At 66.7% G+C, this 26,815-nt stretch carries 23 protein-coding genes and 2 pseudogenes; 15 read left to right on the forward strand and 10 right to left on the reverse strand.

The features are described from left to right. The 3 genes from ADL25_RS24300 to ADL25_RS24310 form a co-directional block, all read right to left on the reverse strand. On the reverse strand, window positions 1-552 hold the full coding sequence (locus ADL25_RS24300; protein WP_059129933.1) for a DUF6415 family natural product biosynthesis protein: 552 nt from the start codon (window positions 550-552) through the stop codon (window positions 1-3). Next, complete coding sequence (locus ADL25_RS24305) at window positions 545-1,237, reverse strand: hypothetical protein (protein WP_159044991.1); 693 nt, start codon at window positions 1,235-1,237, stop codon at window positions 545-547. Before ADL25_RS24305 ends, ADL25_RS24300 begins: the two co-directional genes overlap by 8 nt. A gap of 463 nt (window positions 1,238-1,700) precedes the next feature. Next, window positions 1,701-2,912, reverse strand: a complete 1,212-nt coding sequence (locus ADL25_RS24310) for a helix-turn-helix domain-containing protein (RefSeq protein ID WP_059129935.1) — start codon at window positions 2,910-2,912, stop codon at window positions 1,701-1,703. Window positions 2,913-3,025: 113 nt separating this feature from the next. On the opposite strand from ADL25_RS24310, the gene ADL25_RS46455 reads away from it, so the two are divergent. The 14 genes from ADL25_RS46455 (at window position 3,026) to ADL25_RS24380 (ending at window position 17,257) form a co-directional block, all read left to right on the forward strand. Continuing rightward, complete coding sequence (locus ADL25_RS46455) at window positions 3,026-3,703, forward strand: HAD family hydrolase (RefSeq protein WP_079050554.1); 678 nt, start codon at window positions 3,026-3,028, stop codon at window positions 3,701-3,703. 1,124 nt (window positions 3,704-4,827) lie between these two features. Further along, window positions 4,828-5,214 carry a hypothetical protein gene (locus ADL25_RS49110; RefSeq protein WP_159044992.1) on the forward strand — a complete coding sequence of 129 codons (387 nt, stop codon included), beginning with the start codon at window positions 4,828-4,830 and terminating at the stop codon, window positions 5,212-5,214. Beyond that, entirely contained in the window at window positions 5,187-6,059 is an 873-nt protein-coding gene (locus tag ADL25_RS24325) for an ATP/GTP-binding protein (protein WP_234381025.1), read from the forward strand. Before ADL25_RS49110 ends, ADL25_RS24325 begins: the two co-directional genes overlap by 28 nt. Before the next feature lie 109 nt (window positions 6,060-6,168). Beyond that, on the forward strand, window positions 6,169-6,786 hold the full coding sequence (locus ADL25_RS24330) for an SAF domain-containing protein (RefSeq protein WP_420711361.1): 618 nt from the start codon (window positions 6,169-6,171) through the stop codon (window positions 6,784-6,786). Then, a complete protein-coding gene (locus ADL25_RS24335) occupies window positions 6,786-7,613 on the forward strand; it encodes a hypothetical protein (protein ID WP_059129939.1) in 828 nt (275 codons plus the stop codon). The genes ADL25_RS24330 and ADL25_RS24335 overlap by 1 nt, the downstream gene beginning before the upstream one ends. Beyond that, a complete protein-coding gene (locus ADL25_RS24340; RefSeq protein ID WP_079050557.1) occupies window positions 7,603-9,093 on the forward strand; it encodes a CpaF family protein in 1,491 nt (496 codons plus the stop codon). Before ADL25_RS24335 ends, ADL25_RS24340 begins: the two co-directional genes overlap by 11 nt. Then, window positions 9,090-10,043, forward strand: coding sequence for a type II secretion system F family protein (locus ADL25_RS24345; protein ID WP_059129941.1), 954 nt, complete (start codon window positions 9,090-9,092; stop codon window positions 10,041-10,043). The genes ADL25_RS24340 and ADL25_RS24345 overlap by 4 nt, the downstream gene beginning before the upstream one ends. Beyond that, on the forward strand, window positions 10,040-10,924 hold the full coding sequence (locus ADL25_RS24350) for a type II secretion system F family protein (protein ID WP_059129942.1): 885 nt from the start codon (window positions 10,040-10,042) through the stop codon (window positions 10,922-10,924). Before ADL25_RS24345 ends, ADL25_RS24350 begins: the two co-directional genes overlap by 4 nt. A 39-nt stretch (window positions 10,925-10,963) precedes the next feature. Beyond that, window positions 10,964-11,191 (forward strand): hypothetical protein, encoded by a 228-nt coding sequence (locus tag ADL25_RS24355; RefSeq protein ID WP_059129943.1) that lies wholly within the window; start codon window positions 10,964-10,966, stop codon window positions 11,189-11,191. Next, the gene (locus tag ADL25_RS24360; RefSeq protein WP_199839205.1) at window positions 11,191-11,619 is read left to right on the forward strand and encodes a TadE family protein; all 429 of its coding nucleotides are present in this window, start codon (window positions 11,191-11,193) and stop codon (window positions 11,617-11,619) included. The genes ADL25_RS24355 and ADL25_RS24360 overlap by 1 nt, the downstream gene beginning before the upstream one ends. Next, the gene (locus tag ADL25_RS24365) at window positions 11,612-12,073 is read left to right on the forward strand and encodes a TadE/TadG family type IV pilus assembly protein (RefSeq protein WP_199839206.1); all 462 of its coding nucleotides are present in this window, start codon (window positions 11,612-11,614) and stop codon (window positions 12,071-12,073) included. Before ADL25_RS24360 ends, ADL25_RS24365 begins: the two co-directional genes overlap by 8 nt. Beyond that, on the forward strand, window positions 12,073-12,522 hold the full coding sequence (locus ADL25_RS24370; RefSeq protein ID WP_079050558.1) for a TadE/TadG family type IV pilus assembly protein: 450 nt from the start codon (window positions 12,073-12,075) through the stop codon (window positions 12,520-12,522). Before ADL25_RS24365 ends, ADL25_RS24370 begins: the two co-directional genes overlap by 1 nt. Next, on the forward strand, window positions 12,522-16,007 hold the full coding sequence (locus ADL25_RS24375; RefSeq protein ID WP_059129945.1) for a LysM peptidoglycan-binding domain-containing protein: 3,486 nt from the start codon (window positions 12,522-12,524) through the stop codon (window positions 16,005-16,007). The genes ADL25_RS24370 and ADL25_RS24375 overlap by 1 nt, the downstream gene beginning before the upstream one ends. 296 nt (window positions 16,008-16,303) lie before the next feature. Further along, window positions 16,304-17,257, forward strand: a complete 954-nt coding sequence (locus tag ADL25_RS24380; protein WP_059129946.1) for an IS481 family transposase — start codon at window positions 16,304-16,306, stop codon at window positions 17,255-17,257. Between the two features lie 16 nt (window positions 17,258-17,273). Here the strand turns inward: ADL25_RS24380 and ADL25_RS46460 are convergent. Beyond that, window positions 17,274-17,911, reverse strand: a pseudogene (locus ADL25_RS46460) (IS5 family transposase); the annotation flags it as partial. Window positions 17,912-19,225: 1,314 nt separating this feature from the next. Next, the gene (locus ADL25_RS24395; protein ID WP_059129948.1) at window positions 19,226-20,041 is read right to left on the reverse strand and encodes a hypothetical protein; all 816 of its coding nucleotides are present in this window, start codon (window positions 20,039-20,041) and stop codon (window positions 19,226-19,228) included. 177 nt (window positions 20,042-20,218) lie between these two features. Here ADL25_RS24395 and ADL25_RS52250 point away from each other — a divergent pair. After that, window positions 20,219-20,536, forward strand: a pseudogene (locus ADL25_RS52250) (SpoIIE family protein phosphatase); the annotation flags it as partial. Window positions 20,537-20,590: 54 nt separating this feature from the next. Here the strand turns inward: ADL25_RS52250 and ADL25_RS24400 are convergent. The 5 genes from ADL25_RS24400 to ADL25_RS24420 form a co-directional block, all read right to left on the reverse strand. After that, window positions 20,591-22,660, reverse strand: a complete 2,070-nt coding sequence (locus ADL25_RS24400; protein WP_059129949.1) for an Hsp70 family protein — start codon at window positions 22,658-22,660, stop codon at window positions 20,591-20,593. Further along, complete coding sequence (locus ADL25_RS24405; protein ID WP_059129991.1) at window positions 22,657-23,079, reverse strand: hypothetical protein; 423 nt, start codon at window positions 23,077-23,079, stop codon at window positions 22,657-22,659. The genes ADL25_RS24400 and ADL25_RS24405 overlap by 4 nt, the downstream gene beginning before the upstream one ends. A 265-nt stretch (window positions 23,080-23,344) precedes the next feature. After that, complete coding sequence (locus ADL25_RS24410) at window positions 23,345-25,033, reverse strand: hypothetical protein (protein ID WP_059129990.1); 1,689 nt, start codon at window positions 25,031-25,033, stop codon at window positions 23,345-23,347. A 115-nt stretch (window positions 25,034-25,148) separates the two neighbouring features. Next, on the reverse strand, window positions 25,149-25,466 hold the full coding sequence (locus tag ADL25_RS50730) for a hypothetical protein (protein WP_059129950.1): 318 nt from the start codon (window positions 25,464-25,466) through the stop codon (window positions 25,149-25,151). A gap of 31 nt (window positions 25,467-25,497) precedes the next feature. Beyond that, complete coding sequence (locus ADL25_RS24420; protein WP_059129951.1) at window positions 25,498-26,493, reverse strand: hypothetical protein; 996 nt, start codon at window positions 26,491-26,493, stop codon at window positions 25,498-25,500. Window positions 26,494-26,815: the final 322 nt, after the last annotated feature.

Consider the following 26,815-nt stretch of genomic DNA (forward strand, 5'->3'; position numbering starts at 1 on the left):
TCATGGATGAAGCGTGCTCGTCGAATCGGTCTCCAGTGACTCCGCTGCAGGGCTGCATCCCTGGCTGTGCAGCCAGCCATAGACGCCACCACTGGAATCGCTCGCGAATACACCGCGCGTAAGCGGCTCGCCTTCGCGGATCTCCATAGAGCACGCTGCGCACACCCGCCGGCGAACGGCCGCAGCAATCTCGTCCACGTCGACCGGGACACCCAGCGGACCTGCATGCTCGTACAAGGCCAGGAGAGAGCGGGACAGTGCCGCGAGGTCTTGCACGTATGCCCCCTGGGCCTGAGGCGAAGTACCGCCGTTGTAGTTCATGACGTGATGGGCGCGGATGAGAATGTGGACGCCCATACGGCGCCACTCCCCCTGCGTGCGCGCCGTCACGTATTCCACCTCTGGCAGCAGCAGCGTGACGTGCTCTTCCAAGCGGTCACGAAGGCCGAGAACGCTCTCGTGCTCCTCCTCGCCACCCATCCACACCTGAAATCCGGCGGTGTACGCCTGCCGAATCCCCGCAGCATCAATCAACGGCCGCCTGCTAGACATCAGGCTGCTCCTCCTCCAACGCAAGCAAGTGCCGGCCGTGTAGGAGGAACTGCTCCACCGCCACCACCTCACACAGGACACCCGGCTCTCTTACAGGTACGGCCCAGTACGACGCTGTATAACCCGGGTGTTCGGTGAGGTCGAGACTAGGAACTCCGAGGTCGTAGCCTCGACCAAGGCACTCTGTACCCCTCACGTGCCATCGATCAGCTGCACTCGGCTCGACAAGGGCGTAGAAGAACCGGCCGGTGTTGCAGCGAATAACCGGGCCCCCCTCAAGCACCTCAGCGAGGAACGCGTCGACCATCACGGGGACGCTGCGAGGTGAGGCCATGGCCTCCACGAGTAGGACGGGCAGGCGGATCGCGCAAAAGAGCGCACCACATTGGACGACCGTCATGCCATCCATGTCCCACTCTTGAACTGCCCTCAGCGGGTCGCGCGCGGCGGACAGTAGCCAGTTCGTGACGGCCCTCAGTGCCTCCTCGGACCTGGTAACCGTCTGAATCACGCAGCTGTCGTCTCTTCTAGCGCCGCCGAGAACTTCACTGGCGGTGGCCTGGATAACCTCACTGCAGCGTGACTGGGACGTCATCCCCGCAGGACTTTCCATGCGTACCGAGCCGGGAATTCCCCTAACCGGCAGTGCGAACGTGCTAGTTCCGGTCACGATGACTCTGCCCAATCAGGAAAGACATCGGCGAGTGCGGCAAGAAGCGCAGCATCGTCAGTGAGGCTGATGGTTCCTCGCCGTGGCGGCACCAACCAATAAGTGCCAGGCGGGGTCCGGCGTCCGGCCGCCGGAGTCTCAAATTCCTTCGTGACGGTGAGCGCCAAGCAAGTCGGAGGGACAGGCCAGCTGCTGGTGGTTCCTGCCAGCACGAAAAAGTACACACCGGGCAAGGTTGGATCAATGGCTACAGTGCCATGAGCGCGTAGGCGGCCCAGAGCCTGAAGGCCGTAGAACCGGCCAACCTTGATCGCCTCCCAGTCCTGCCGCGCCTCGGTTGGCGTGGGGCAGGAAGAGATACATCGCAGATTCGCCATCACGGTGCGCCTCATTTCGTCGCCGCTGCTGTGCGCCAGACATTAGGACGAGACACACGCACCGACCCGAACTGAGAGTTCGGGTGAACTGGCAGTTCGGGTTACGCGAACCTGAGCCGCTCAGCCAGGCCGACTACCTGGCTGCGGTAGGTGGGGCGAACGCGCTGAAGTAGCCCAGCCACCATTGCAGCGGCGAGACTGCTGCGCACCATGTCTTCCGGGCTGATCCTCTCCAGGTCCAAGAGGTGCACAAGGACCGCAGCGTCGTCACGCCGCAGGTCGTAGCAACGAGCGAGTTCAAGGGTGAACGTAAACTGCCGTTCCCTGCTGGGCAGGCGGAAGACGTCCACTTCATCGGCCAGACGCAGGCCCTCCGCGCTGTCCCCCGCCAACATCTCGATGCTCAGCGCATGCAGATGGACGTTCGTCGGGCCGAATACCGTCCAGCGGGTGTTGGACTCGCCGACTCGTTCTCCAAGGGGGGTAGCCTGCTCAACAAGGCGTTTGCGGGCCTCCCACCAATCCTTACGCTGGGCGGCAGCCACGACTTGGACAAGCTCCAATGCGCCTTGCATCGCCAACTTCTCAGAGCTATCGGGAAGATCTCGTAACTGCTCGGCTGCCTGTCGCCCTACCTCGCTGGCTTCCTGCGCCCCGCCGTCTTGGGAGAGGAGACAGTGCCCCAGGTTCCAGTAGGCTGCTGCCAGGCGGATGGGATCGTCAGCATCCTCTGCAGCGCGTCGGGCTCGGTCAGCAACCATGAGCGAAAGATCGAGGCGACCAGTACGCCGGCAGTAGGAGCGCAGCAGACCGTAGAGGTCAGCGGCTACGCGCAGAACCTCACGGCGAGCTAGTGGATCTTCACTTGTGCGGAACGCCCGGACGGCATGTTCTACATCCACAACGAGAGCTGGGAGCAGTCGCTCAACATCGGTGAACCGTTCCTCGCTTGTCTGCCAGGTACGCCAGGCGTCTTCGACGCGTTCGCGTAGCTCAACAGGCGCCACGACAGGACCGACGCGATCTGAGCCGCACCCCATCAAGGCCCGAGCAATGTCTGGCGCAGTAGCCAGTGAGAAGGCTTCCTTGGTAGATGGTTCTTCGGCCAGAAGGGCAGCGACAGGGACACTCAGCTCGGCAGCAAGTCTCCTCAACAGCTCTGATGAAGGAGTTCGCTTCCCGGTTTCGATCAGCGAGAGGTACCGCTCCGTGATACCGCATAGACCCGCGATGGCAGCCTGCGATCGGTTACCGTGCTTGCGTCGGTAGTACCTGATCCGCGCCCCGATTGGCAGCTTTGGTGATTCGGACATCCACCCTCCCGTGTACGCCAGAGTAAGACGATGCACCAGCAACGCGAGGGCTTCTGCAACGATTGGGGGCCTTACTGCATCTGGATGAACGCTCAGTCTCAGAAGGGCTCGGCATGCCTCACCTCGTACTGTGGGACATCGACCACACGTTGATCGACACTCAGGGGGTCGGACGCAAGCTGTCCGCAGCGGCATTCGAGGAAGTGACCGGACAGCCGATGCAGCAGCAAGCGCAGATCGACGGCATCACGGAGGCTGTGATCTTCCGTGAAACCGCCAAGTTGCACGGCATCAACACCGATCGAACTGACTTCGAACGTTTCGCGGAGGCTCTCACCAGACAGCACGCCGAGCGTGCAGCCGAGCTGAGGAATCGGGGTCATGCGCTTCCTGGTGCAGCTGCGGCGCTCGATGCTCTGTCCACTGCGAACGTACGACAGACCGTCGTCACCGGGAACATCCGCGCCGTCGCAAGGATCAAATTGAGCGTCTTCGGCCTGGACACGCACATTCAATGGGAAGCCGGAGCATACGGTGAGGATGCGGATCTCCGGCCAGCCCTGGTCGAATTGGCTCTTAACCGGTCATCCGTGGCAGCATCAGACGTCGCATTGATCGGCGACACGCCTGCCGACGTTGAAGGCGGCAGGACAGCTGGCGTCCGGGTCATCGCTGTGGCTACAGGTCGGACCTCAGCAGAGGCGCTCCGTGATGCGGGTGCCGACGCCGTAATAGATGACCTCACCGACGTAAACACGCTCACCAAGCTTGTCGTTACAGACCGTCTGTAGACACGTGGTCGCCACCAGGTTCATCACCGCAGTCGGGAAGCCGATGTGCGCGCCCGAACGTTCGCTGCGCTAAACATCGCCTGTCCGCTGGCCTCTATGCCACAAGGGAGGCTCGCGAAGCTTGTCCTTCCGTCTCCCGCACCACGGCCTGGCCGCCAGACGCAGCGCAGCGGTGCCTATTTAGGCCATGATGAAGGCATCTGGGGAAACTGGGCGAGCAGCAATCTGCCGAGTCGCGGAACTTGGCCGGACGTCTGTCTCGGCATCCGTCACGAGAAGTTCGCGGCCCGTCCGGACCGAGTCATCGTCCGGAATATCCCAGGCGGCCAGCCGAGAGGGCATGCAATGCCCGCGAACGAGAGACGGTGCGGCTTAGCGGTCGGCGTGCAGTCGACCGGGGCCGGCGTCGACGGCGTTGACTGACTTAGCCCGCGAGGTGCCGCTGAGGGCGGTATTCCTGGGCAACCTTGACAGACGCGGCATCGCCTGACGTTCGGATTCCGCTGACCGGCGACAAGCCTCTTCCGCGGGCTGAGCTATGACACCACGTCCGCCGTGAAAGTGATGGTCACAGTTCCGCGTACGCACCGCTGAGCGGACTAGCTCTCGTCAGGTACACCCACACAAGCGCTATGTGTTGCGTCAAGCAGGGTTACAAGGCACCAAACATTGCGTACGCGACGGGCGAAGACACAGAACGACAAATCGATATCTGGTTCCGAAAGTGACCAGGTAAGTCCCGAGTTGTGCGAGCGAACTAAGTTATTAGGCTGGGAAGTTGCCCGGCATATGCGTAGTCTTGCGATCACGCAAACGCATTACCGCAGCTGGACCAGGCCGCGGTCGCGGGTCGCCGCATGTCGGAGATCGGATGGCGGTCGACCACGCTAGCCGTACGGGGAGACAACGTGACAGCTACACGACGATGCCCATCAAGGCTCAACACCACCGCTATTCGCAGATGGAATCACGCCAAGGCAATGCTCCTCGCTGGAAGTCTGCTAGTGCTGGCCGGATGTAGTGACGGTGGCTTGGACGGGTCGTCGCCCAAGCCCAGCAGTCCCGCAGCTGCCACGTCGCCGTCCGCCGGTTCCACAGTCACTGCCGAGGACGCCGCTGTTCTCGTGGCTTACACCCGCTCATGGGACGCGAAGACAGAGGCCTACCAGCGGGCCTCTTCTGCGGGCACCGATGTACGGAAGTACACGACTTTCAAGGCCCTGGCGGACATCGAGCGCAACCTTTCAGCCATGAAGAAGGCCGGACAGGTGACAACCGGGAAACCAGTAATCCACCCGAAGGTCGTCAAGGTGACCGACGCCAATATCCCAAAGGCTACGGTCACGGACTGCGTGGACACCACGCACTGGACGCTGATCGACAAGGCCAAGAAGAAGCCGGTCCCGCTGCCTACGGAACGACTCGTCAAATACGTCAGCACCGCAACGCTTGAAAAGTGGGGGACGAAGTGGATGCTCACCGAGTGGACCGCTCAAGATCAAGCCTGCTGAGCTGCCACCTCATCTTGGTTGCGGGTGCCCTGCTCCTGAACACAGCGAGCACTGCGTACGCCGACGCCGATCCCAAGGTCGATGCTGGCAAGTGCCACGTCGTCGAGTTCTGCGTCAGCGTCGGCGTCGGTGACGACACCGCTGGCAGTAACGGACAGGCCGACGTCTCACAAGGCGGAGCCGACGACAATCCCAGCAAGGTGAAGTGCACGTACACCAAGGTCGACCAGGAGCCTCCAGCAGGCCACCCGGTCTGGAAGGGTAAAGACCCGAAGAAGAACGATCTGTACTTCAGGTCCTGCTCAGATGGTGGTCAGGACAACCCGGCCGCCTTTGTCGTCGTCCCGACGGGCCAGCCTCCCGCTCCGGAGATCGACCCGCAGGAGCTGGCGCAGCGCGCGGTCGACTCTATGACGCTGCTGGGGCCAGCCATCTCCAGTCCGCGTGCGGCCGGGAAGTACACCGTGGGTGTCCCGATGTGGATGTGGGTCCATCAGAGTGCCACGACGTACGGTCCGAATACCGCGACGGCATCTGCTGGCGGGGTCACGGTCACCGCGATCGCGAGGGTGTCAAAGATCGTGTGGTCGATGGGTGACGGGACCTCCGTGACCTGCAGTGGCCCAGGCACGCCCTACACGCCATCCGAAGGCATGGCCCAGTCCCCGACCTGCGGACACATGTACTCCAAGACCTCGGCCGGGGCCCAGAACAGCAAGTTCCCAGTGACGGCGACCTCGACGTGGACCATCAACTGGCAGGGCGGCGGACAAGCCGGCCAGCTCACCGAGGTCCGGCAGACCAACGTGCAGGTGGCAGTTGGCGAAGTCCAGGTCGTCAGGTGAATGCCGCCGGAAGGACAGAACGGTGAGCCAGACCCCAGAACGTATAGGCACAGTCCCCAGCGGCGTTCCCTATCAGGGAGGCGTCGCTGCCCCGGTGGCGCCGCCCCGGGTGTCGGTTCGTAGGCGACGGCCAGGTGTCATTGCCCTGTCGCTGGCGCTGATCGCTGCCGGTGGTGCAGGGGTTGCCGTCCTACTGCTCCAGGTCGGGGATCGCACGGACGTGGTGACGGTGGTCCGCGACGTCCAGGTCGGCCAGATCCTCACGGAGGACGACCTTGGTAAGGCGTCCGTCGCCCTGGATCCGGCCGTCAAGGCGGTGCGTATCGACGACTTGAAGTCGGTGGTGGGCAAGCGAGCTGCGGTGGAGCTGAAGTCTGGCTCTATGCTCACTCCCTCGCAGGTGACGGGGGACTCGCTGGTGCGGGCCGGGGAGCAGTTAGTGCCGATCGGTCTGGAGCCGAAGCAGATCCCGGCCACCGCTCTGGTGCCGGGCCAGAAGGTGGAGTTAGTGCAGGTCCCGGCCCAAGGCGCTGTTGACGCGGGCAAGGCGTCGGATGCGGCGCCGCGGACAATTGACGGCCGGGTGGTAAAGGCGTCCGGCGCCGCTCCCGGTACGGGGATCGTGGTCGTCGACGTTGCCACTGCCGCTGCTGATGGTCCCACGGCCGCCGCATGGGAGGCGGCTGGCACTTTGCGTCTGGTCCTTGCTGCCCCGGGCGGTCGCTGATGGCGGTAATCGCGCTTGCAGGCTGTAGCGGTGCGCCGGGTGTGACCACGAGCGCGCTGGCCCTGCTGTTGTCGTGGCCGCTGGAGGCGGGTCGGCGGATGATCCTGGCCGAGTGCGATCCGGACGGCGGAGCCGTGTTGCACGGTCTGTTGCAGGCCTCGCTCGGCGACCGGTACGGGCTGCGAAACCTGTCGGTGGCGGCTCGCAAGGGCGAGTTCAGTGAGGCTTTCTGGCGGCAGCTGATCGACTTGAGCGGTGAGGGCGATGCACGGGAGTCACCGCGCGACCGGCTGCTGCTGCCGGGCATCTCCGACCCCGCGCAGGCCGCGAGCCTTGGCCCGGTATGGAAGGTCATCGCGCAGATGTTCCGTGGCATCGATGCCGAGAGCGGCCACGATGTCCTGATCGACCTCGGCCGCCGTGGGGCTTATGGGCCTTCCGGGGTCCTGGCCGAGCAGGCCGACGCCGTGGTCGTGGTGGTGCGCAATACCTTGCGCTGTCTGCAGGCAGCGGAGAGCCGGGTGCGCGCACTGGAAGAACGGGTTGGCGACATCAGCGTGCTGCTGATCAATGAGGGTCCCTATCCCGCGGGTGAGGTGCAGCGCGTCCTTCAGGTGCCGGTGCTCGCCACTTTGCCGTACGCGCCGGACGATGCCCGCGTGCTGTCTGACGGCGCCGAACAGCCGCGCCGGTTCACCAATTCCCCATTGATGAAGGCCGCCCGCACGAGCAGCGCGCTGCTCCTCCAGCGGGCTGCCCTGCGCCGGGCCCGACTCGGCCCACGCGGCCCGCGCACCGCGGGCGGGGAGGTGACCCATGCACGCTAGGCCCCTGCACCCGGATCCCTCGGTGGCTCCGCCGCCCCAAGAGCGGGCGCCGCGCCAAGCCAACGGCGTTCCCTTACCTGGCGGTGCTGCCTCGAGCACACGGGTGCTCGGTACAGCGGCACCGCAGATCACTGTCGACTACCGGGTGGCGCGGGAGATTGCGTCTCAGGTCGCCAAGCAGCGCGAGGAACTGCTCAAGACCAAGCCCGGCATGGACCGGGCCGGCGAGGAGCAGCGCTGCCTGAACTGGATCGCCGAGGCTGTCGCGCTGTGGTCCGATGCCCAGGCGATGTCGCCGCAGGAAGATGAGGCGCTGCGACGCGCCGTGTACGACTTGCTGTTCCGGGCCGGCCGGTTGCAGCCGTATCTGGACGACGAGCGGGTCGAGGACATCATCATCCAGGGCCCGCACGAGGTGTGGCTGGACTACGGCGACGGCCAGCGGCGCAGGGTCGGTCCGGTCGCGGATTCCGAAGAGGAACTGCTGGAGTTGTTGCGGGAGTTGGCCCGAGGATCTGGGCGCAGCGAGCGCACCATCTCCACCGCGAACCCGACCCTTGCGCTGTCCTTGCAGGACGGCTCCCGTCTTCAGGCCATCACCGGGCTCGGCCCGATGACGTATGCGGTGATCCGCCGGCACCGGGTATCCCACTCCGATCTCGACGACCTGGTACGGCTGGGCACCGTCGACCCGATCCTGCGCGAGTTCCTCGGGGCGTGCGTGCGAGCCGAGAAGAACATCATGATCGCGGGGAAGCAGAAGGCCGGGAAGACCACGCTGATGCGGGCGCTGTTAAAGGAGTTCGACCCGGAGTGCCGCTTCGCCACCATCCAGACCGAGGATGAGCTCTTCGCCCACAACAACGGCTACCACAAGCAGGTCGTATCCCTGGTGGGGCGCGAGTCCAACGGGGAGAAGGACGTCACCGGACGTGGCGCCGGTGAGGTCACACTCCTGGATCTGATGCATCCGGCGCTGCGGATGTCGCTGGAGCGGATCGTGGTCGGCGAGGTCCGCGGCCCCGAAGTCGTCGCCATGATGCAGGCGTTGACGAACGGCTCGGGCGGCAATCTGTGCACCATCCACGCCCGTCGCCCGGACATCGTCTTCGACCGGATCGCCGAGTTGTACGCACTCGCCCAAGAGAACCTGTCCGAGCAGCTCGCCTACCGGCAGACCGCCAACGGCCTGGATTTCGTGGTGTTCGTCGACATGACGGACGAGACCCAGATCGGCGGCCGCCGCCACCGCTACGTCTCCCACGTCCTGGAACTGACCGGGATCGGAGAGAACGGCCGTCCCGCCACGAACTCGGTCTTCACCCCCGGAGCTGAGTGGGGGGAACTACGGGCAGTGCCGCGGATGGATCCTGCCTGCATCGACGACCTGCGCCGCGTCGGCTTCGACTCGGCCCTGCTGCAACAGCATTACGGGGCCTGGCAGGCGCCGCTGCCGCTGAAAGTGGGGGTGAGCCGATGATTGTGCTGTTCGGGCTGCTCAGCGGCATGGTCGTCGTCGGCGGGCTGATCGGCATTGTGGCAGGTGTCGTGGGCACCACGGCGCCCCGCCGGGCCCCGTTGCGCCAGCGCTGGCAAACAGCCCTGCGCGGCGGGAAGCACCCAAGCCAGGACGTCCGGACCCGACGGTGGACCCTCGTGGTCGCAGCCGCAGTCGTCTTCGTGGGCGTGTGGCTGGTCTCGGGAAACTTCGTCGGCGGGGCACTTCTGGGTGCGGCCGTCATCGGTGTGCCCTGGCTGGTCACTCCTTCGCAGATGGCGCAGGAACGCATCGGTCAGCTGGAGGCCCTCAGCGAGTGGACTCAACGGTTGGCCGGCTTGCTGCGACTGGGCATGGGCCTGGAACAGGCGATGATCACCAGCCGTCAGGGGGCACCGGACAAACTCGCCCCGCAGATCATCAACCTGTCCGACCGGCTGCGTCTGGCGTGGCGGCCGGAGGGAGCGCTCCGTGCGTTCGCCGATGAACTGGACGATGTCACCTCGGACAAGGTCTCCGCCGCGCTGATCCTGTCGGTCAACGACCGCGGGCCGGGCCTGGCCCAGGCGTTGGAGGACCTGTCGGGCACCGTCCGCGAGGAGGTCGCCAAGAAGCGGGCCATCGAGGCGGACCGGGCGAAGCCGCGCACCACTGTGCGGTGGATGACGATCATCACCGTGGGTGTCGTGGTGGCCGGGTTCTTCGTGCCGTCCTATACAAGGCCGTACTCGACGCTGCTGGGTCAGCTCGTGCTCGCCTTCCTGACGGCCGGGTTCGTCGGCGTGCTTGCTCTGATGCGGCAGTTCGGCTCCTTCCGTCGCATCCCGCGCTTTCTGGTCACGGATCCTGCCAGCACCGTCCGGCTGCCCACGCCTGCGCCGGAGCCGGACCTGCCGATCACCGCCCGAGAGCCGGAGGGAGTCACCACGTGAACTTGATACCTGTCGTTGTGTCCGGCGCCACGATCGGCGCAGGCCTCGCACTGCTGATTCGCGAACTCCTTCAACCGCAGCCCGCGTTGGGCCCGGCCCTCAAACGCAGCGCACCCGCTTCCTTGACGATGCCCGAACCGGCCTTGGGCCGAGAGGAGGTGTGGGGCCGGTGGCTGCTTGACCGCCTCGAGCGTCTTCCGGGCGTCCGGATCCCCACCACCAATCTGGCCCTGCTCGGGCAGGGGCCTGGCGAGTTCATGCTCAAGAAGACCGCTCTCGCCGCGCTGGGGCTGCTCTGCCCGGTCATCGCAACGATCCCGTGGATCATCGCCGGCGTCAGCCTGCCCTTCTACGTGCCCACCGGCGTCGGGCTTCTCGTCGCGGGTCTGCTGTTCATCACGCCCGATCTCGCTGTGCGGGACCAGGCCAAGCGGGCACGGGAGGAGTTCGCACACGCCCTGTCTGCCTACCTCGACCTGGTCGCGCTCAAGCGGGCCGCCGACGCCGGTCCCGCCGAGGCACTGGAGAAAGCCGCCGAGGTCGGCGAGGGCTGGCCCTTCCTCTATCTGCAAAGTGCCCTGCGGCGCGCCCGGCTGGAGAAGATCCCGCCGTATCAGGCCCTCGCGGAACTGTCCGCCGAGTACGACCTTCCCGTCCTGGACGATGTCGCCGACATCATGCGCGGGTCAGCGACCGACGGCGCCGCCGTCTACAAGGCGCTGCGGGCCCGCACCGCGGCGCTGAACGCAGAACTGCTGGCCGATCAGGCCGCGGAGGCGAACGCGGCCAGCGAAAAGATGACCGCCCCGGGGGCCCTCATGGCGATCTTGGTGATGCTGCTGATGGCCTTCCCCGCCGTGATCCGCATGCTGACCGTCTGAAAACACCGACTCGTTCAACTTTCCAGAGAGGCATGGAACATGAAGCACACCGCAGCCCGCACCTGGGCGCACGCGAATCGTGCCCTCCTGCGGATCACCACCAGAGTTCAGGAGGGCCTTGAAGAGGCCGCTCGCCGGCCGGACCGCGGTGACATCTCCACCACGACCGTCATCATCTGGGTGGCCGCCGTCACCGGTGCCGTCCTGATCGCGGGAACCATCGCCGTCGTGATCTCCAAGTACAACGGCAAGCTCAACGGCCTGTGATGAATCGTCCCGAGCGGCTGAACACCTGGTGGCAGGGTTACAGATGGCGGGACGACCGCGGGGACACCTCCATCCAGATGGCGATCGTCTTCCCGTTCGTACTACTCGCCACGGTGGCCGTCATCCAGGCCTCCATGTGGTACTACGCCCGGCAGATCGCCCTGACCGCTGCCCGCGAAGGCCTCACGGCGGCCCGCGCCTACCAGTCGAGTCCTGCCGCTGGTGCGTCCCAGGCACGTAACGTGCTGGAGCGCACCGCGGGCGACAGCCTGCGCGGCTACAGCGTCTCCGTCAGCAGTAACGGGCAGCAAGTGCGGGTCCAGGTATCCGGCACGGCGCTGTCGATGATCCCCGGCGTGCCGGGGCTGCAGGTCAGCCAGACGGCATCCGGCCCCCAAGAGCGCTGGGTGAATCCGGGGAGTGAATGACGTGCGCGACACGGCCGGTTGGGTTCACAGGCTTCGTAGCGATGAGGGCAGTGCCGCGATCGAGGCGGCCATCATCCTCCCGGCGCTGATCATGTTCTTGTGCATGGCGATCGCCGGGGGCAGGATCGTCACCTCCGGCGCGAAGATCGACTCTGCGGCCGAGGACGCAGCGCGGGAAGCATCCATCCACCGCACGGCGGCGGCCGCCCAGAGTGCCGCCCGGTCGGCGGCGGCCGACTCCCTGAGCGACCAGGGCATCACGTGCGCGTCGGCCAACGTCGACATCGACACCGGTGGTCTCAGTGTGCCGGTGGGGCAGGTCGGCACGGTCACCGTCACTGTGACATGCACGGTCAATCTGTCCGACCTCCTCCTTCCAGGCGTTCCGGGCGCGAAGACCCTCACCTCGACGGCGACCTCGGTAGTGGATCAGTACAGGCAGCGGGGTGAGTGATGATCTTGCATCGGATCCTGCGGACACGGTGCGACGATCGGGGCGGCGTCACCGTGTTCGTCGCCGTGTGTGTGTTCGCGTTGATCGGCATCATCGGCCTCGCCGTGGACGGCGGGAGCAAGATGCGCGCCATCGAACGCGCCGACTACGTCGCCGGCGAGGCCGCCCGGGCCGGCGGACAAGCCATCAACCCCGCCGACGCCATCACCGGCACCGCAATCGTCGTCGATCCGCAAGCGGCGGCCGCTGCCGCGCACGCGTACCTGAGCTCCGCCGGCGCCACCGGCACAGTCAGCGTGTCCGGGGACGGCAGAACCCTGACCGTCACGGTCACCGGCTCGTACGACACGAAGTTCCTGCCCGTGCTCGGGATCAGTGCGCTGCCGGTGACCGGCCATGGCAAGGCCACCCTCCTGCACGGTGTCCCCGCCCCAGAAGGAACTTCCTGATGCACACCACCACCCACTCCCCCGCCGCAGCGGCCCACCGCCCGTTGGCACGGATCCTCAAGGCCGCCCTGAGCCTGGCCATCCTCGCCGTCGCAGTCGCCGGGCTGCCGATCCTTCTCGGCTGGGCCACCCCGATCCTCTGGGCTGCCACCCACGACGACCTCACCCACCTGCTGGACCGGCAGGACACAGGTGGAGCGTTCTTGCTGCTGCTCGTCGCGGTGGGTTGGATAGGATGGGCGCAGTTCACCATCTGCGCCATACGCGAACTGATCGCACAACTGCGAGGCCGGACCTGGCACGCCCCTCGGGGCATGGGCACCTCGCAACGCGCCGCGGCCCTGCTGATCGGCAGCATCCTGGTGCTACTGCCCACAAGCTCAGCCCTGGCCTCCGACGCGCAGGCCGCACCTGCCACCACAGCGGCCCGCACGCCCGGCCAAACGGCCCCCGCCTCACAGCCAGCCCCTGACGCCGACCAGACTTTTCCCGCGAACACAGCGGCCCCGCGTACGTACACCGTGCGTGAGACCCGGCCGGCGGACAACCTGTGGGCCATCGCTGAGCGGGAGTTGGGGGACGGCGAGCGGTGGCGGGAGATCGCCGACCTGAACGAGGGCCTGACCATGGTCAACGGCACGGTCTTCCGCGCCAACAGCTTTCTGCAGCCCGGCTGGCGGCTTCAGATGCCCGACACGACCGCAGCCGAAGCAGGAATCCGCACACAGCTGGGTCCTGGCACGCACGCTGCCGACGAAACGGGTGAGCACGTCGTCACGGTCCACTCCGGCGACTACCTGTCGAAGATCGCGGAGAAAGAGCTTGGCGACGGCGACGCCTGGCCGAAGCTGTTCGAGGCCAGCCGTGACAAGCCACAGCCGGACGGCCTTCCCAAGATCACCGACCCGGACATGATCTTCGCGGGACAGCAGGTCACCGTGCCCGAGGCGCCATCAGTCAAGCCACCCCAAGGCCCCGACCAGGGCGACGAGTCCGATGGCCTGGGGACCACTCCCCCCGGCCCCCAGAGTCCCGACGGCAAGCACAAGGCGGGCAACGGCACGAGAGAAACACAGGCACCCGTGCCCCACCAGACAACGGCGCCGGCACCAGAAACGTCAACTCCCAGCGCACCATCCAATGACCCTGCCAAGCAGCCCGGGCAGGATCCATCCTCCCCGTCCGCGGCAGCGTCCCCGACACCTGAACCCAGCACCACCGCCGCCCCGTCTGCCTCCTCTCCCTCAGTGTCGGAGCCGGCATCGTCCGGCTCTACGCCCCCCTCCCCCGCCAATCCAGTGCTTAAGACCCCGGCAACGACCCCGGCCAACGGCAGCCCGCTGAACTTGCGCATCGTGCTCGGTGCCGGCGCGCTGCTGGCAGCCGCCATCACCGGCGCCCTCGCCCTGCGCAGGACGCTGCAGCGCCGCCGCCGCCAGCCCGGCGAGAAGATCGCCATCGCATCGGAAACCTCCGCAGCCGAAGCCCAGCTGGCGGCGGCCGCCGAGCCCGGCGGCGCTGCCCGCCTCGACGTGGCGCTGCGGACCTTGGCCCACCACGTGGCCCAACACAAGGACAACGCCGTCCTGCCGCCCCTACGAGCCGCCCGAGTCGGCACCCACACGGTCGAGGTGCTTCCCGAGGACCTCGCGCAAGATCCAGTGACGCCTTTCAGCACCGGACAGGGCGGCTGGTGGAACCTGCCCACTGACACAGCCCTCCTGACCGAGGAAGACGCCCGCGAGGTGCCGGCACCGTATCCAGGGCTGGTCACGATCGGCAGTACCGAGACGGGCGACCTTCTCCTGCTCAACCTCGCCCAACTGCCGGCGCTGCTGCTCGACGGCAACCCGGTCCACATCACCGAGGTGTGCACCTCCCTCGCCCTGGAACTCGGGATGAGTCCGTGGGCGGCCGAAGCCGAGATCATCACCGTAGGGTTCGGCGAAGACTTGCCTCAGCTGCTGCCCACCACACGGATCGCCCACATGCGCCAGGCCACGCACGCGCTACGCGATCTGAGCGAACGGCTGCTGGAAGCGCACCAGATGCCCGAGACCCGGCATCAGCCGTATCTGCTGCTGTGCGCGTCCTTGCTGGACGAGGACACGGCCTGGCAGTTTGCCGACGTCATCGACCGAGCTGGGGCGGTGCCCGTCACGCTGATCGCGCCAGCGAGTACGGCAGCCGCTCACTTCCCCGAGGCGGAGGTTCTCAACGCTTCCCTCAGCGAGCTCCAAACCCTCGATTACACCGGCACCGGCATCACAGTGCAGCGCCTGGAGCACGCGGCCTACCGGCAGATCACCACAGCGCTCAAGGTATCCGGGCAGCCGCCCCATCCGGCCGAAGGGCCCTGGCAGGATGTCCCGGACGAGCTCGACACCATCAAGGAACCCGAACAAGCATCACCAGCGGAGTCCATCACGCCTCCGTCCGCTGCTGCCACGGTCCCGGCGGCGCCAACGGATATCAGCAACCAGGTCTTTCCGGCTCTGCTCGCCGCCGGCGCCAATCCGTCCGTACTCCATCTCCTCTCCCCCACCACCTCGCCGACCCACCTCGACGAAGAAAGCAGTCCGGGCACCGAAGCAGCCGGGCCAGCGGATCCGACGTCCCCCGCTGACACGGACCCCAGCGGCACAACAAAAACCGCGGAGGCGGACGACCCGGCCACCGTCGGCGCGAAACCGACGGCACCGAGAGCTGCAGAGTTCGTAGCGCGCGATCTGCGTGCCCCAGAGATCCGGGTCCTGGGGCCGGTTGAGGCAACGGGCGTGGCCACTACGGGCCACGGACCGAGGATGGCCCAGCTCGCCGCTCTTTTGTACTTCCGCCCAGGGCGTAGTGCGGACGTCCTGTGTGCAGACATGGATCCCGTCAGCCCGTGGTCAACGAGCACCCTCAACGCACGATTGCAGGGCTTGCGCAGTTCTCTGGGCAGCGATTCCTCCGGGGAACTCTATGTACCGCGTCGCAAGACGGGCGAGGACCCCTACCGGCTCGCTGTCGGCGTCCGATGCGACTGGAGCCGCTTCCTGCAACTCGTCGAACACGCCCTGCCGCTGGGCCCGTCCGGCTTGAACGATCTAGAGAACGCGCTGACGTTGGTGCGGGGCAAGCCGTTCGGCGGCCGGCCGCTGCCGTGGGCCGAGCCCTACCAGCAGGAAATGATCACTCGGATCATCGACGTCGCGCACATCGTCGCCACCTACCGCATACCGCCGGGCCCCCACCACGACCTCAGCGCCGCACGCCAGGCCGTCGCAACCGGACTCGACGCAGACGAGACGGCAGAGCTGTTGTACAGGGACTGGATGCGACTCGAAGCTGCGCGCGGCAACCGCTCGGGGCTGCACACCGCCATCACCCGCGTGCAGCAGATCAACCGGGCACTGGATGTCTCACTCGAAATCGAAAGCGAGCAACTCATCAACGACCTCCTCGGCAAGCACCCGTACACGCCAGAGGCCGAGGCGCTATGACCCAGTGTGGAGGTGGGTCACGTGGGTGCGTGGTCAAAGGAGCGGCGGCGATCGCCCACCGTCATCGACCAACTCTGTGACGGACGACGTCCCACGACCCCCTCCGAGATCAGGTCTTGAAGGCAGTCTGCTGGCCAACGAGCAGCGCGTCGATCGCCCATCCAAGACTGCATGACGAGCACTAGATGTGTTGTCCCGGGACGTTGGTGACACGCGTGTTGGGTGCTTGAACAAGTGAGGGCCTTCTGGGTTCGGTGTGGATTGCGACATCTACCGCCGACCGCCAGGAGGCCCTCGTGTCCCACCGTAATGCCCCGCTGACGCCGACCGGCAGGCTGCGTCTGGCCCGGTGTGTCGTCGACGATGGCAGGCCTGTGCGGCGGGCCGCGGAACGCTTCCAAGTCAGCCACACCACCGCCGCACGATGGGCCGGCCGCTACCGGCAGCTGGGCTGCGAGGGCATGCACGACCGCTCCAGCCGCCCGCACCACCAGCCACGCCGCACCCCGCCGGACATCGAGGCGCAGGTCGTCCGACTGCGTCGCGAACATCGGATCGGCCCCCTGCGCCTGGCCGCCCGCTGCGACATCGCCGCGTCCACCGCCCACCGCATCCTGGCCCGCCACCAGCTGCCCGTCCTGGCCGCCTGCGACCGGGCCACCGGCGAACCCGTCCGCCGCTACGAACGCGCCCGCCCCGGCGAACTGGTCCACATCGACGTCAAGAAACTCGGCCGAATCCCCGACGGCGGCGGCCACCGCACCCAGGGCCGTGCCGAAGGCCGACGCAACCGGACCGGAACCGGCTACGCCTACCTGCACACCGCCCTGGACGACCACTCCCGCCTCGCCTACACCGAAGACCTCCCCGACGAGACCGCCCCGACCTGCGCCGCCTTCCTCACCCGCGCCACCGCCTGGTTCGCCACCCAAGCCATCACCGTCGAACGCGTCCTGACCGACAACGCCTGGGCCTACACCAAGAACACCTGGCGACAGACCTGCCACCAGCTGGGCATCAGCCCCCGCTGGACCAGGCCCTGGCGACCGCAGACCAATGGCAAGGTCGAACGCTTCCACCGCACCCTGCTCGACGAATGGGCCTACCACCGGCCCTGCACCTCAGACGCCGAACGACAGACAGCGTTCCCCGACTGGCTGGACTGGTACAACTACCACCGACCCCACACCGGAATCGACGGCCAAACACCAGCCAGCCGTGTCACCAACCTGTCCGGACAGCACAACTAGAGCCTGTCGTCAAACGTCAGGCCCACATCAGCAGGGTTGCGAGTGTGACGGCGGCCTGGAAGGACTGGGCGGTCTTGTCATAGCGGGTGGCGATGCCGCGCCATTGCTTGAGGCGGTTGAAGCAGCGTTCCACGACGTTGCGCCGCTTGTAGACCGCCTTGTCGAAGACCGGGGGCCGTCCGCCGCGCCTGCCGCGGCGGAGCCGGTTGCGGATCTGATCGGCCCGCTCCGGAATGGTGCGCGCGATACCCCGCTCACGCAGCCAGGTGCGGATGGCCCGGGAGCTATAGCCCTTGTCCCCGATGGCGTGCGAGGGCAGGATCCGGGGCCGACCTGGTCCGATCCGCGGCACGCGGATGGCCTGCATGACGGCGGTGAACTGGGTGCAGTCGTTGGTGTTGCCGCCGGTGATCGTGAAGCCGAGGGGCCGGCCGAGGCCATCGCAAGCGAGGTGGATTTTGCTGGTCAGGCCGCCCCTCGACCGTCCGAGTTCCGGGCTGCGGAGCCCCCTTTTCGAGCCCCGACGGCATGCTGATGGGCCCGCACGATGGTGGAGTCGACCGACACCATCCACTCGACAGCACCGGCCGCATCCGCCTTCGCCTGAGCCGCCCGCAGCATCCGCTCGAAGGTGCCGTCCGCCGCCCAGCGGCTTTGATTCGCTGTACTTGGGGGCGCGGCATAGCTGGCGGGCACCTCGGGGAGGCGATCGAGCCGCCGCCGCAGTGTCGGAAGGTCGGAGCCGAGGGCACTAGCGGCACCGACCGCGGCGATGGCGTCAGGGAGGGCGCCTTCCTGTGCGCTGCTCTCGTACGCGTCGAGGGCCCGCTCCCCGATGAGCCCTGCACGTGTCCCGAGTGGCAGCTCCCGCTCTTCCCCTCGGAGCCAACGTGCGGTCAACTGCTCGACGACAGCGACGAAATGCTGATGCCCCACCTGTGCCACTGCTGCCCCTCCCCGTACCGCTCCGGCAACGAGGGCATCCTGCTCGCGCCGGAGGCAGTTGCGGGGAACTCCCCCTGTATGCATGGAAAAATATGCGTTCCTCACTGAAGACTCCGGCCAGCCCCCAGCCGCTGCGTGACCCCGCCCAACCCGCGTACATTGACCGTCCGCGCGGGCCTATCGGCGATGCGGGGCACAGGCTGCTGGCCCAGGCCCCTTCGCGGCCAGCGCATCCAGCAGTCCCGCATCCCAGACGGGCCGCCTTGCGAGTCGGAAAACCCTCCCAGCGCAGCGTGCTCAGGGCAGTTGCTTGCCGTGGAAGAACAGCGCGGCCTCTACCTGTCGGACGCCCCGTGGTGGCCCGGACGCGGTCGAAGGGAGCCGGGGTCGTGCGGCAAGACGATCGATCTGGCTCCTTGATGTCGATGCGTAGAAAGCGAGTGCGGAGTCCCCGCGAGCGGTCAGTCAGCTCACAGACACGACGCGTGTGTGAGCTAAGCGGCTCGTCAGCGTCGTTTACCGAGCCCTGGAAGCCCGCCTGGGATTGTCCGCACGCTGGTCGAGGGCCTGTCCGTGAGAGGGCGCGTCGACTCCTGGGCCGGGCTTGACTGTGGCCTGAGCGGTGGGAGCCGAGCCGGCTCTCCGCGTCGGCGCTTTGCCACCAGACTGTCTGATGCCGGACAAACAGCAATCTGACCAGGAAGCTGGTGAGAGTAGTGACGGCCACTCCTCGTGTTGACTTTGGTAACGGCGCCACGGTCGACGCATTCGTACTTGATCGCGTCTGGATTGCGCATGCCACCCCTCCCCCCGGCCACCATGCCCAGGAGGTGGGCCGCGGCATCATGGCAATGCTGCCGTGTCCGTGCACGTTGGGCTAGAAGTTCATCCAGTAGGAATACCTCGGCGGAGATCGCCGAGTCCGCTCCGTCACGCTCCGTAAGAGCTGGCCCGTGGCCGCGCATCCCCGGAGGGAGCTTGGGGCCGACGCCAAGTAACGCCGAGGGCTTCGGATCCGCGTGGCTACGCCTCGCGCATCCGCACCGAGCCGTCGTCAGTGACCTCGTAGACGCTAATTCGGAGCAGGCTCCGCACTGGGGTTGGCACCCGCAGGGCGTGGAACACGGACGAGGACGGCACGACAAGGGCATAGCGGGTGTCTGGGGACGGGCGGGTCATGCGGCGCAGAAGTTGTCCGTAGGCGATGTCTGCGTCGATGCCGGCTTCCGTGGTTCGACCCTTCGCCTCGCCGACCAGCCGCTGAGCGCCTCGTACAGCCTCGATGTCGGTGTGGGGGTCTGTGGGTGCCACTGGGGTCCAACCCTCCACCACCAGCCAACGCCGGAAGGCGTCGACGACCCTGTCCTCGTCGCTCGCCCAACTGGTCTGCGGTGACCCAACCGTTGCCCGTGCTGCGGCGAGAAGGCTACGAACCGCCTTAAGGTCGGCAGTGCGGTCCTTCCGGTGGAGTCGGCCCCGACTGTTGGCGTCCAGGTCGGCGGGCCGGATCACTATCAGGTGCAGACCGTGAGCGGGGATCCCTGCGTCGCGTCGTGCGTCGTATAGCGCCCGCTGCTCGCCTCGCTCTACGCCACTCACCGTCAGGCGTCCAGGCTTGTCAAAGAACGGCGTGGGCTGGTCGTGCTGCATCTCGCGGTACTCCACGACGAGCTTGTGCCCGGGCCAGTAGCTGTCGACTGGCAGCCTGGTCCGCCGGCCCGCGGCACCTGCATCGCCGAGCAGCCAATCGAACCTGTGCTGCCGAAGGCCCTGCTCCTCGAGGACCTCGTCACACAGATCGAGCACGTACGTCTCGTCGCTGGTCTCTCTCCCACCCATACGTCGAGATGCTGCCACAGGCTGCTAACAAAGGCATCAACTCGCACGATAGGGGTGCAATCAATCGGAATCCAAGGAACCTGCTGACCGCTCGCAGGGTGGTCGCGGCCAGGGAGGCTCATTGGGACACACGAGGCCAAGCGAGACGTCAGTCTTCAAAGGCCGACGCGGCACGGGATGCTGCTGCGTGACAACGCCGCCGCCCTCGTCCAGGGAGACCCCGCCGAACTATTCGCCACCGCCATACTCGTTGAAATCCCGCGCCACGACAGCCACGCCACGTTCTTCACTTGCGCCCCCCCACCACGGCACGGCAGCATCGACATCCTCGACACAGATGATCCCGTCCCGCCCCTGAACCTGGGCGGTCTGCGCACCACCCGCTGCCGCCCCCGGCGATTTGCCTTCCAAGTCAGTGACCAACTACTGCTCTACACCGACGACGTCACCGAAACCCGCGACGCAACCGGCGCGTTCTTCCCCCTCACCACCGGCGCAGGAGTAGCTGACCACACCACCCTGAGCCGGCGCCTTGTTACCTTGAGTGAATCACCTCGGCCGGGCAGGCGCCGCCGCATTCGGTACCCGCCGGTTGAAGACCCACACTCCCTGGGAGTGCGTGGCTCCGAGGACCCGTCCCGCATCCCGGAGCCACGGGTTCGCCTTCTGGAACGGCGCGAAGTTGTCGTTGGAGATGATGACTCCGCCAACTTCCTCGGCGATGCTGATCACCAGTGCATCGCCCCGGCCTTCCGTCCCGGCTGGGGGCTGCACGACCTTTCCGCCGGCGATGGCAGCTTCCACCTGGGGGCGCTCGTCGGCGGACACGTCGTGGCGCAGCGTGGCGTCGACTACCACGTGAATGTCGCTGTCGGGATGCTTGAACCGCAGTGACCGGACAGCCGCCTCCAGTGCCGCGAAACTGGGCTTTCCGCCCGCTGTGCGCGGGGGCCGGCCGTTCCAGGCGAGGTTGGAGCCGTCCACGATGAGCGGGGGCGCCGCCGCGTTCGTGTGGGCCGAACGGGCTGAGGAATTCGGCGGGGCGGGCTTGGGTACTCCGTCCCCCTGGACGATGGGGTGAGCTTTCTGTGGATGGGTCGGGCTGGCGGCGGGCCGGGCGGACGGGGCGAGGGAGAGGAGGCGCTCTAGTTCCTTCTTCACCTCCGGCAGGACGTTTCCGTCCCCGAACACCTTCACCTCTCCGTCGAGGACGACCTCTCCGGTCTTCTGAAGGGTCGCCTTGACGGTCAGCAGACCTTCCTTGCTGTAGGTGTACTCCAGATCGAAGACCCCGTCTTCGGCCGTGCAGCGCCGCGGGTACGTCAGGATGAGGTCGGTCAGTTTGACGTTGTCCGGGTGGTCCACATCGCGGTCCCGGTCTCCCTCCCAGACTTCCACGGTCAGCTGGGAGATGTTGTCCCTGGTCGGCTCGTACGACTTGACGCGCTGCTGGGGCAGACGCTGGTTCCGGTCGATGAGGGCGCTGAATCCTCGCCTGCCCTCGCGGTCCGTGGTGATCGTGCCGAGGGCGTGCGTGTTAACCACGCGGATGATGCTCTTCAGCTCGCCGTCCATGGCCGCCGCGCTGATCGCCGCTCCTTCGGCCACTGCGGTCATGGGGTCGCAGAGGGCGGTGTCGACGAGTTCGCAGTCGAGTGCCTCCGAGACCGCGGCGCGTACCGCTGGGATCTGGCTGCTGCCGCCGATCATCAGTACCGCAGTGAGATCCTGCGGGTCGATCCGGGCGTGCTTTAGGCATTTCTCCACGGGCTCGAGCGCACGGCTGATGAGGTCCTGGATGGCCTGGGAGAACTCGTCCTGTCCGATTTCGACGAGGACCCCGTCAGGCGTCTGGACCCGGACCGACTCCTGATGGGAGAGCAGGATCTTGGCCCGCTCGATGTCGAGGGCGAACATCCGCTTCTCCGATTCACTCCAGCGTCCGCGGGCGGGCGCCCGGTCGAGGACCATGCGGCGCAGCCGGGCATCGATCTCCAGGCCGCCAAGGCGGTTTACACCTCGGCTCGCCTTCTCGTCGAAGAAGCCGTCGTCGTGCAGGAGCAGGGTGGCGTCCATCGTGCCGCCGCCCCAGTCGAAGACTAGGAACTCGCCGTCGACCTCCATCTCGTGGGCGTAGGCGATTGCCGCTGCCGTCGGTTCGTTCAGCAGTGTGCGGACCGTGATCCCGGCGGCACGGGCTGCCTCACGCGTTCGGAAGCGGGCCGCGCCGGTCGCGTTGGCGGGCACCGTGACGACGGCCTCGCGGATCTCGGTGGCGGCCTCCTCCTCTGCGGCCTTGGCGATAGCGTGGAAGACGCCGGCCGCGGCGGTGGTCGCGGCGAACCGTTCACCGCCCAGCTTGACGAATGGTTCCTCCCGCAGCATCCGCTTGCACGCCTCGACGGCCTGTTCGGAACGGAGTTTCGCCTCCCAGCCGAACAGCGTGCCTGGCCGTAGGGAACTCGTGCCGACGACCGACGGGTAGAGCAGCTCGAACCCCCTGCGACCCCAGTTGGCGTCCAGGCCCTGCCCGCCGATCTCCAGCACTTCGACGTACTCGCCGTTCCACTGGGCGGCGACGGAGTTAGTGGTTCCGAAGTCGATTCCGGCTGCCGTCATGCTTCCTCCCCCCACTTCATACCTGCGGGGCCGGCAACGCGCCGCAGTTGTCCCGCAAGAATGACCTTCCCTGTCAACTCGTCGACGTATGCCGGACTCAGCAGCTCGAAGGCGTCTCCCTCGCCCTCTGTCACTACGAATCGGTCGCTCTCTTCCGGCTCCGTCACTCGCAGCAGCCGCAGTTCCCGCAGATGTGCCGTCATCGCGCCGTCGACGGCCTCGCGATTGTCCCCGGCCCGGGACCAGAGCAGCGCGTCGATCTCAGCGAGGCGTCCGGCGAACTGGGCGCGCGTACGGAATTCGTCCAGGACCGCCCTACGGACGGCCGTGGCAAGCGTCCCGGACGGGGGCACCGCGTCGGCCCCGGCAGCCTCCAGCGCCTTCGGTACGCGTTCGGTCACTCCCCTGATCACCGTCATCGCGTCGATTGGGTCGGGACGGACGGGAGGATCGGCGATGCCGGTCTTCACCGACTCGGCCGGAGCCGCAGAGCCGCGTTCTCTACGACGCCTCAAGCCTCCGGGTTTGTGTGGAGCCTCCGAGCTCATGGCACCGGGTTGCGTCTGGCCGCAGGCGGGGCACGGACGGTGGGGGCGCTCTCTCTTGGGAATGTTCTTCTTTGGAGGCATCAGGCTCGGCTTCATTCGGTACGGGTGGTGAGTCAGGAAACGGACGTCGAAGTGGTCATCGCGTGGAACTGTGGCGGTCGAGGTGCGGGGCGGTGGTCCGGAAGTCGTCGAGGAGTTCGACGGCGGCACGGGCACGAATGGCCTCCAACTCGCCTCCACTCGTTACTGGGGTCCGGCGCGGCAGGGCCTCCACCGGGGGCACGAGATGCCGCGGCACCTGATAGGGCATGACGTACCGCGACGGGGCGAGTGGCAACCGGTAGAAGACGTCCCAGCCCGCCTCGTCGCGCAGCGCGCCACGGATGCGCTCCTCGGCCAAGTTCAGGGCGGACTGGGCCTTGGCATCTCCCTCGCACTGGCGGAATATTCCCCGGCAACGTTCCTCCCAGCCGTCGGCACCGTGATCCAGGCCGATTTCCAGGAAGGGATTGCTGAACGGGCCCCGGTAGTTCCGCCTCGTCTCCCTCCAGGCCCGCAGGAGCCGGAAGTTGCGTTCGGCGACGGCACCACCCTGCGCGGCAGCCTTCTCGGCGTACTCCTCGGCGGAGTCGAGCAGTCTGTCCCGTCCTGTGGCCGACTCGAGCCTCTCGCCTTCCACGGCCGCGTACGCCGCGATGGCATATCCCTCCTGCACCAGCTCCGCGGGGACCTTCCGTCCGCTGCCGCCGCGGGTTAGGGAATGAGCCTGAAGTGCCGCCGCCTCCATCTCGCCCGCCCTGACCAGGTCGTAGGCCCGGTTCACGGCGACGAGCGCATAAAAGGGACTGCGCCCGGCATCGACAAGCTCCCGTGGTTTCCACAGAGTGGACATCAGGCGCCAGAGCCCACGGTCCTCGCCCATGCTCGGCGGCCACTGCCCGGACACTGCACCCGATTTGAGATCACGCAATTCGATCTGCTGGGCTCGCGGCAGAACCGCATCGAGTGCGTCCCAGGCTGCAACGTCGCCGTCCAGGACGACGTCGTACAGGAGGTCCCACACGTCGTCCGGTTCCTGCCGGGTGAGCGTCTCACCGCGCAGGAAGGACTGCCGACGTAGATAGGCCTGCCAGCCGAGCCGCCTCGCCTCCTCGTCGGTGACCTTCTCCGGTGCGAGACGCGCGCGCAGGTAGAGACTCTCCTCCTGGTCGCGTGCTTTCCAGGGCGCGTCCTCGGCCAGCAGGCCACTGTGGTCGACCAGATCGTCGATGACGGTCAGGGGGGCCCAGGCGAGGAGTCCGTCTAGGAAGCGGTTGGGTATGGGGATCGCGCCACGGGTTGCGGCGGTCGCGAAGAGGGAGAAGGCGGGGCCGCCTGTGACCGCGTGGGAACGCTTGCTGACGAGATCCAGGCCGGGCGCGGTCGAACACAGCAGTCGGCAGCGTTCCAGGCCTGCCTCGTTGAGCCATCGCACTCCGGTGCCCCAGAGGTTGCGCATGTGGCCGAGGACCGACGCTGACGGCAAGTGGCTCAGCCCGGTACGGACCGCGGGCAGCAAGTCCTCGCGGTCCGGATCCCCTGCGAGCGCCCGAGTGAGCACCGCCCTTTCTGCCTCGGGTGTCCCGGCGACGGCCACCGTCTCCGCGAGCATGGCCAGCACGGCTTCGACGGCCTCACTGCCCCCGACGCCGAGCCAACGCCACTTGCGCTGGACGAAACCACTGACCCTTGAGGGCTCCTGGCTCTCCTGGCGTTCACGTGCCCGTGCTAGGCGCTCTCGTTCGGCGACTTTCGCCGCTTGCCGGGCGGCGATCGGGTCCGTCATGTCGTACACGCGCGACAGGTTATCCGCGTGGTCCGACAATCCAAATGGTCTCGTACGTATCGTGACTTTGGACGACGAGCGGTTCCGGACCACCCGCCGGGCGCCGCGGGACGGGCTACTCTCCGTACTCCCTCAGCAGCTTGTTCAGATGCCGGATCTTGTCGACGTCCATCTTCGGCAGGGGATCACTGCTGTTGAAGTGCATGACGTTGTTGCGGATCCGGCGAATCTCCTCCAGCCGCGCGATGAACACCTTGCGGTCGAGCGGCCATCCGAGCTGTTCCCACAGTCCAGGGTTCTCCAGCACCCTCTGGTAGTCGCCGACGGTCATGTCGCCGAAAGAGGCGATGCGTTCCCCTGCCGGATCGCACAGGCCGGTGACCTCGGGCAGGGTGAAGGCCCCTGCGATGACCTGTCGCAGTCGGCGGTCCATTTCGCCGATCAGGAGGAAGTGGCCAGCCAGTTCACCGTAGGCCTGGGCGACGTCGGCGGCGGTGACGATCCCGGCGATCGCGTTGTGCTGGTCCCTGACGAGTACGAAGTCGTGCTCGGCCAGCGTGGAGGACGTCGATCAGGTCGTGGTCGTAGCGGACGTCGCGTGCGTCCACGATCGCCTGGGAAAGGTGGGCACCTGGGTCGGCATGGCGGGCGCGCGCTATGGACTTCCACGAGACGGATCCCCGCAGGTTGTGTGGACCGGCGAGGACGGGCAACAGGGAGAAGTCGTGGAGGACCATCAGCGTGATGACCTCCTCGAACGTGGCCGTCGGCTTGACACTGACGATGCCGGCAAGGGCGGACGGCAGGGTACCGATGGTCAATCCTGTCTCGCGTGAATCCAGCTCTTCGGACACCCCGACCGGCGCCGCAGCCGTCGCTGGCGATCCGGCGAGGGGAATGTCTTGGGTCTGCTCTTCCGCAGCCTTGACCAGTTGGACTGTCGCGGTCAGGGAGACCTTGTCGAATTCGGGCGAGGTGATCAGGCTGTGGTTAGCGAGTTCGGCCTGGATCTGGTCGTTGACGGCGCCTCGGCCCGTCGCGCCCCACCAGGCCAGCAGCTCCTGCACCGAGAGGGACAACGGACGCCCTGTCTCTGCCGATTCACGTGCTTCCTTCAACCGTGCGTGCCGCTCCCTGGGCGACACGGACGTCAGGTGTTGCTCCTTCTCCGGTGCCGTGGGATCGGCCTCCTCAGCCGCCCGGTCGAGCAGTTCCTGACGCAACTGTGTGAGGTATCTGCCGTCGTCGGCCTGCCACGCCTCCCAGCCGTCGAACGTTCCGTTCCCGACGGCGGCCATCGCGGCCTTGGAAGGCGAGCGGAACTCCTCGCCGTCCGAAAGCCGAATCCATCCCCGGCGTGTGACCGCGGCCTCGTGCGACTCGCCAACGCGGGGTCGGACGAACCGCAGCCGCTCCCCCTCTTTGAGTAATCCGCTGCCGAGCAGGTCGGCGATGGTCACTCGCCTACCGTCGAGCAGGTAGCGGGCGCGGGACTGTGCCTCTGCGGGACCGGTGCTGGAATCAGTCATGTCACCTATGCCTTGCCGCTGGAAGGGGAAAGGGAGAGCTGAGGCTGCCAGCCCCAGAGATGCTGGCAGATCTGTGCGATACGGATGGCTTTTCTGCGACCGGCTCGCTGGTTCTGTATCTCCGCGACTGAGGCGTCTTGTATCGGCGCCACGCGGCGTGCGACGCGTACCGGTCTCCAGCCCACGGCGTCCACGATGCTGGATCCGTTCATGGCCATTCCCATCCACGTGCCGTGGTGTCCCGACAGGGTCT

The sequence above is a fragment of the Streptomyces sp. NRRL F-5122 genome, from assembly GCF_001507435.1.
Classification (GTDB): domain Bacteria; phylum Actinomycetota; class Actinomycetes; order Streptomycetales; family Streptomycetaceae; genus Streptomyces; species Streptomyces lannensis.

Bases quoted from the DNA above. Each gene is read 5' to 3' on its own strand.
- ADL25_RS24370 (WP_079050558.1), top strand. From the start codon at position 12,073: ATGATCTTGCATCGGATCCTGCGGACACGGTGCGACGATCGGGGCGGC.
- ADL25_RS24395 (WP_059129948.1), bottom strand. From the start codon at position 20,041: ATGGGTGGGAGAGAGACCAGCGACGAGACGTACGTGCTCGATCTGTGT.
- ADL25_RS24360 (WP_199839205.1), top strand. From the start codon at position 11,191: ATGAATCGTCCCGAGCGGCTGAACACCTGGTGGCAGGGTTACAGATGG.
- ADL25_RS50730 (WP_059129950.1), bottom strand. From the start codon at position 25,466: ATGGACCGCCGACTGCGACAGGTCATCGCAGGGGCCTTCACCCTGCCC.
- ADL25_RS24400 (WP_059129949.1), bottom strand. From the start codon at position 22,660: ATGACGGCAGCCGGAATCGACTTCGGAACCACTAACTCCGTCGCCGCC.
- ADL25_RS24310 (WP_059129935.1), bottom strand. From the start codon at position 2,912: ATGTCCGAATCACCAAAGCTGCCAATCGGGGCGCGGATCAGGTACTAC.
- ADL25_RS24375 (WP_059129945.1), top strand. From the start codon at position 12,522: ATGCACACCACCACCCACTCCCCCGCCGCAGCGGCCCACCGCCCGTTG.
- ADL25_RS46455 (WP_079050554.1), top strand. From the start codon at position 3,026: ATGCCTCACCTCGTACTGTGGGACATCGACCACACGTTGATCGACACT.
- ADL25_RS24300 (WP_059129933.1), bottom strand. From the start codon at position 552: ATGTCTAGCAGGCGGCCGTTGATTGATGCTGCGGGGATTCGGCAGGCG.
- ADL25_RS24405 (WP_059129991.1), bottom strand. From the start codon at position 23,079: ATGACGGTGATCAGGGGAGTGACCGAACGCGTACCGAAGGCGCTGGAG.
- ADL25_RS24335 (WP_059129939.1), top strand. From the start codon at position 6,786: ATGGCGGTAATCGCGCTTGCAGGCTGTAGCGGTGCGCCGGGTGTGACC.
- ADL25_RS24340 (WP_079050557.1), top strand. From the start codon at position 7,603: ATGCACGCTAGGCCCCTGCACCCGGATCCCTCGGTGGCTCCGCCGCCC.
- ADL25_RS24410 (WP_059129990.1), bottom strand. From the start codon at position 25,033: ATGACGGACCCGATCGCCGCCCGGCAAGCGGCGAAAGTCGCCGAACGA.
- ADL25_RS24345 (WP_059129941.1), top strand. From the start codon at position 9,090: ATGATTGTGCTGTTCGGGCTGCTCAGCGGCATGGTCGTCGTCGGCGGG.
- ADL25_RS24355 (WP_059129943.1), top strand. From the start codon at position 10,964: ATGAAGCACACCGCAGCCCGCACCTGGGCGCACGCGAATCGTGCCCTC.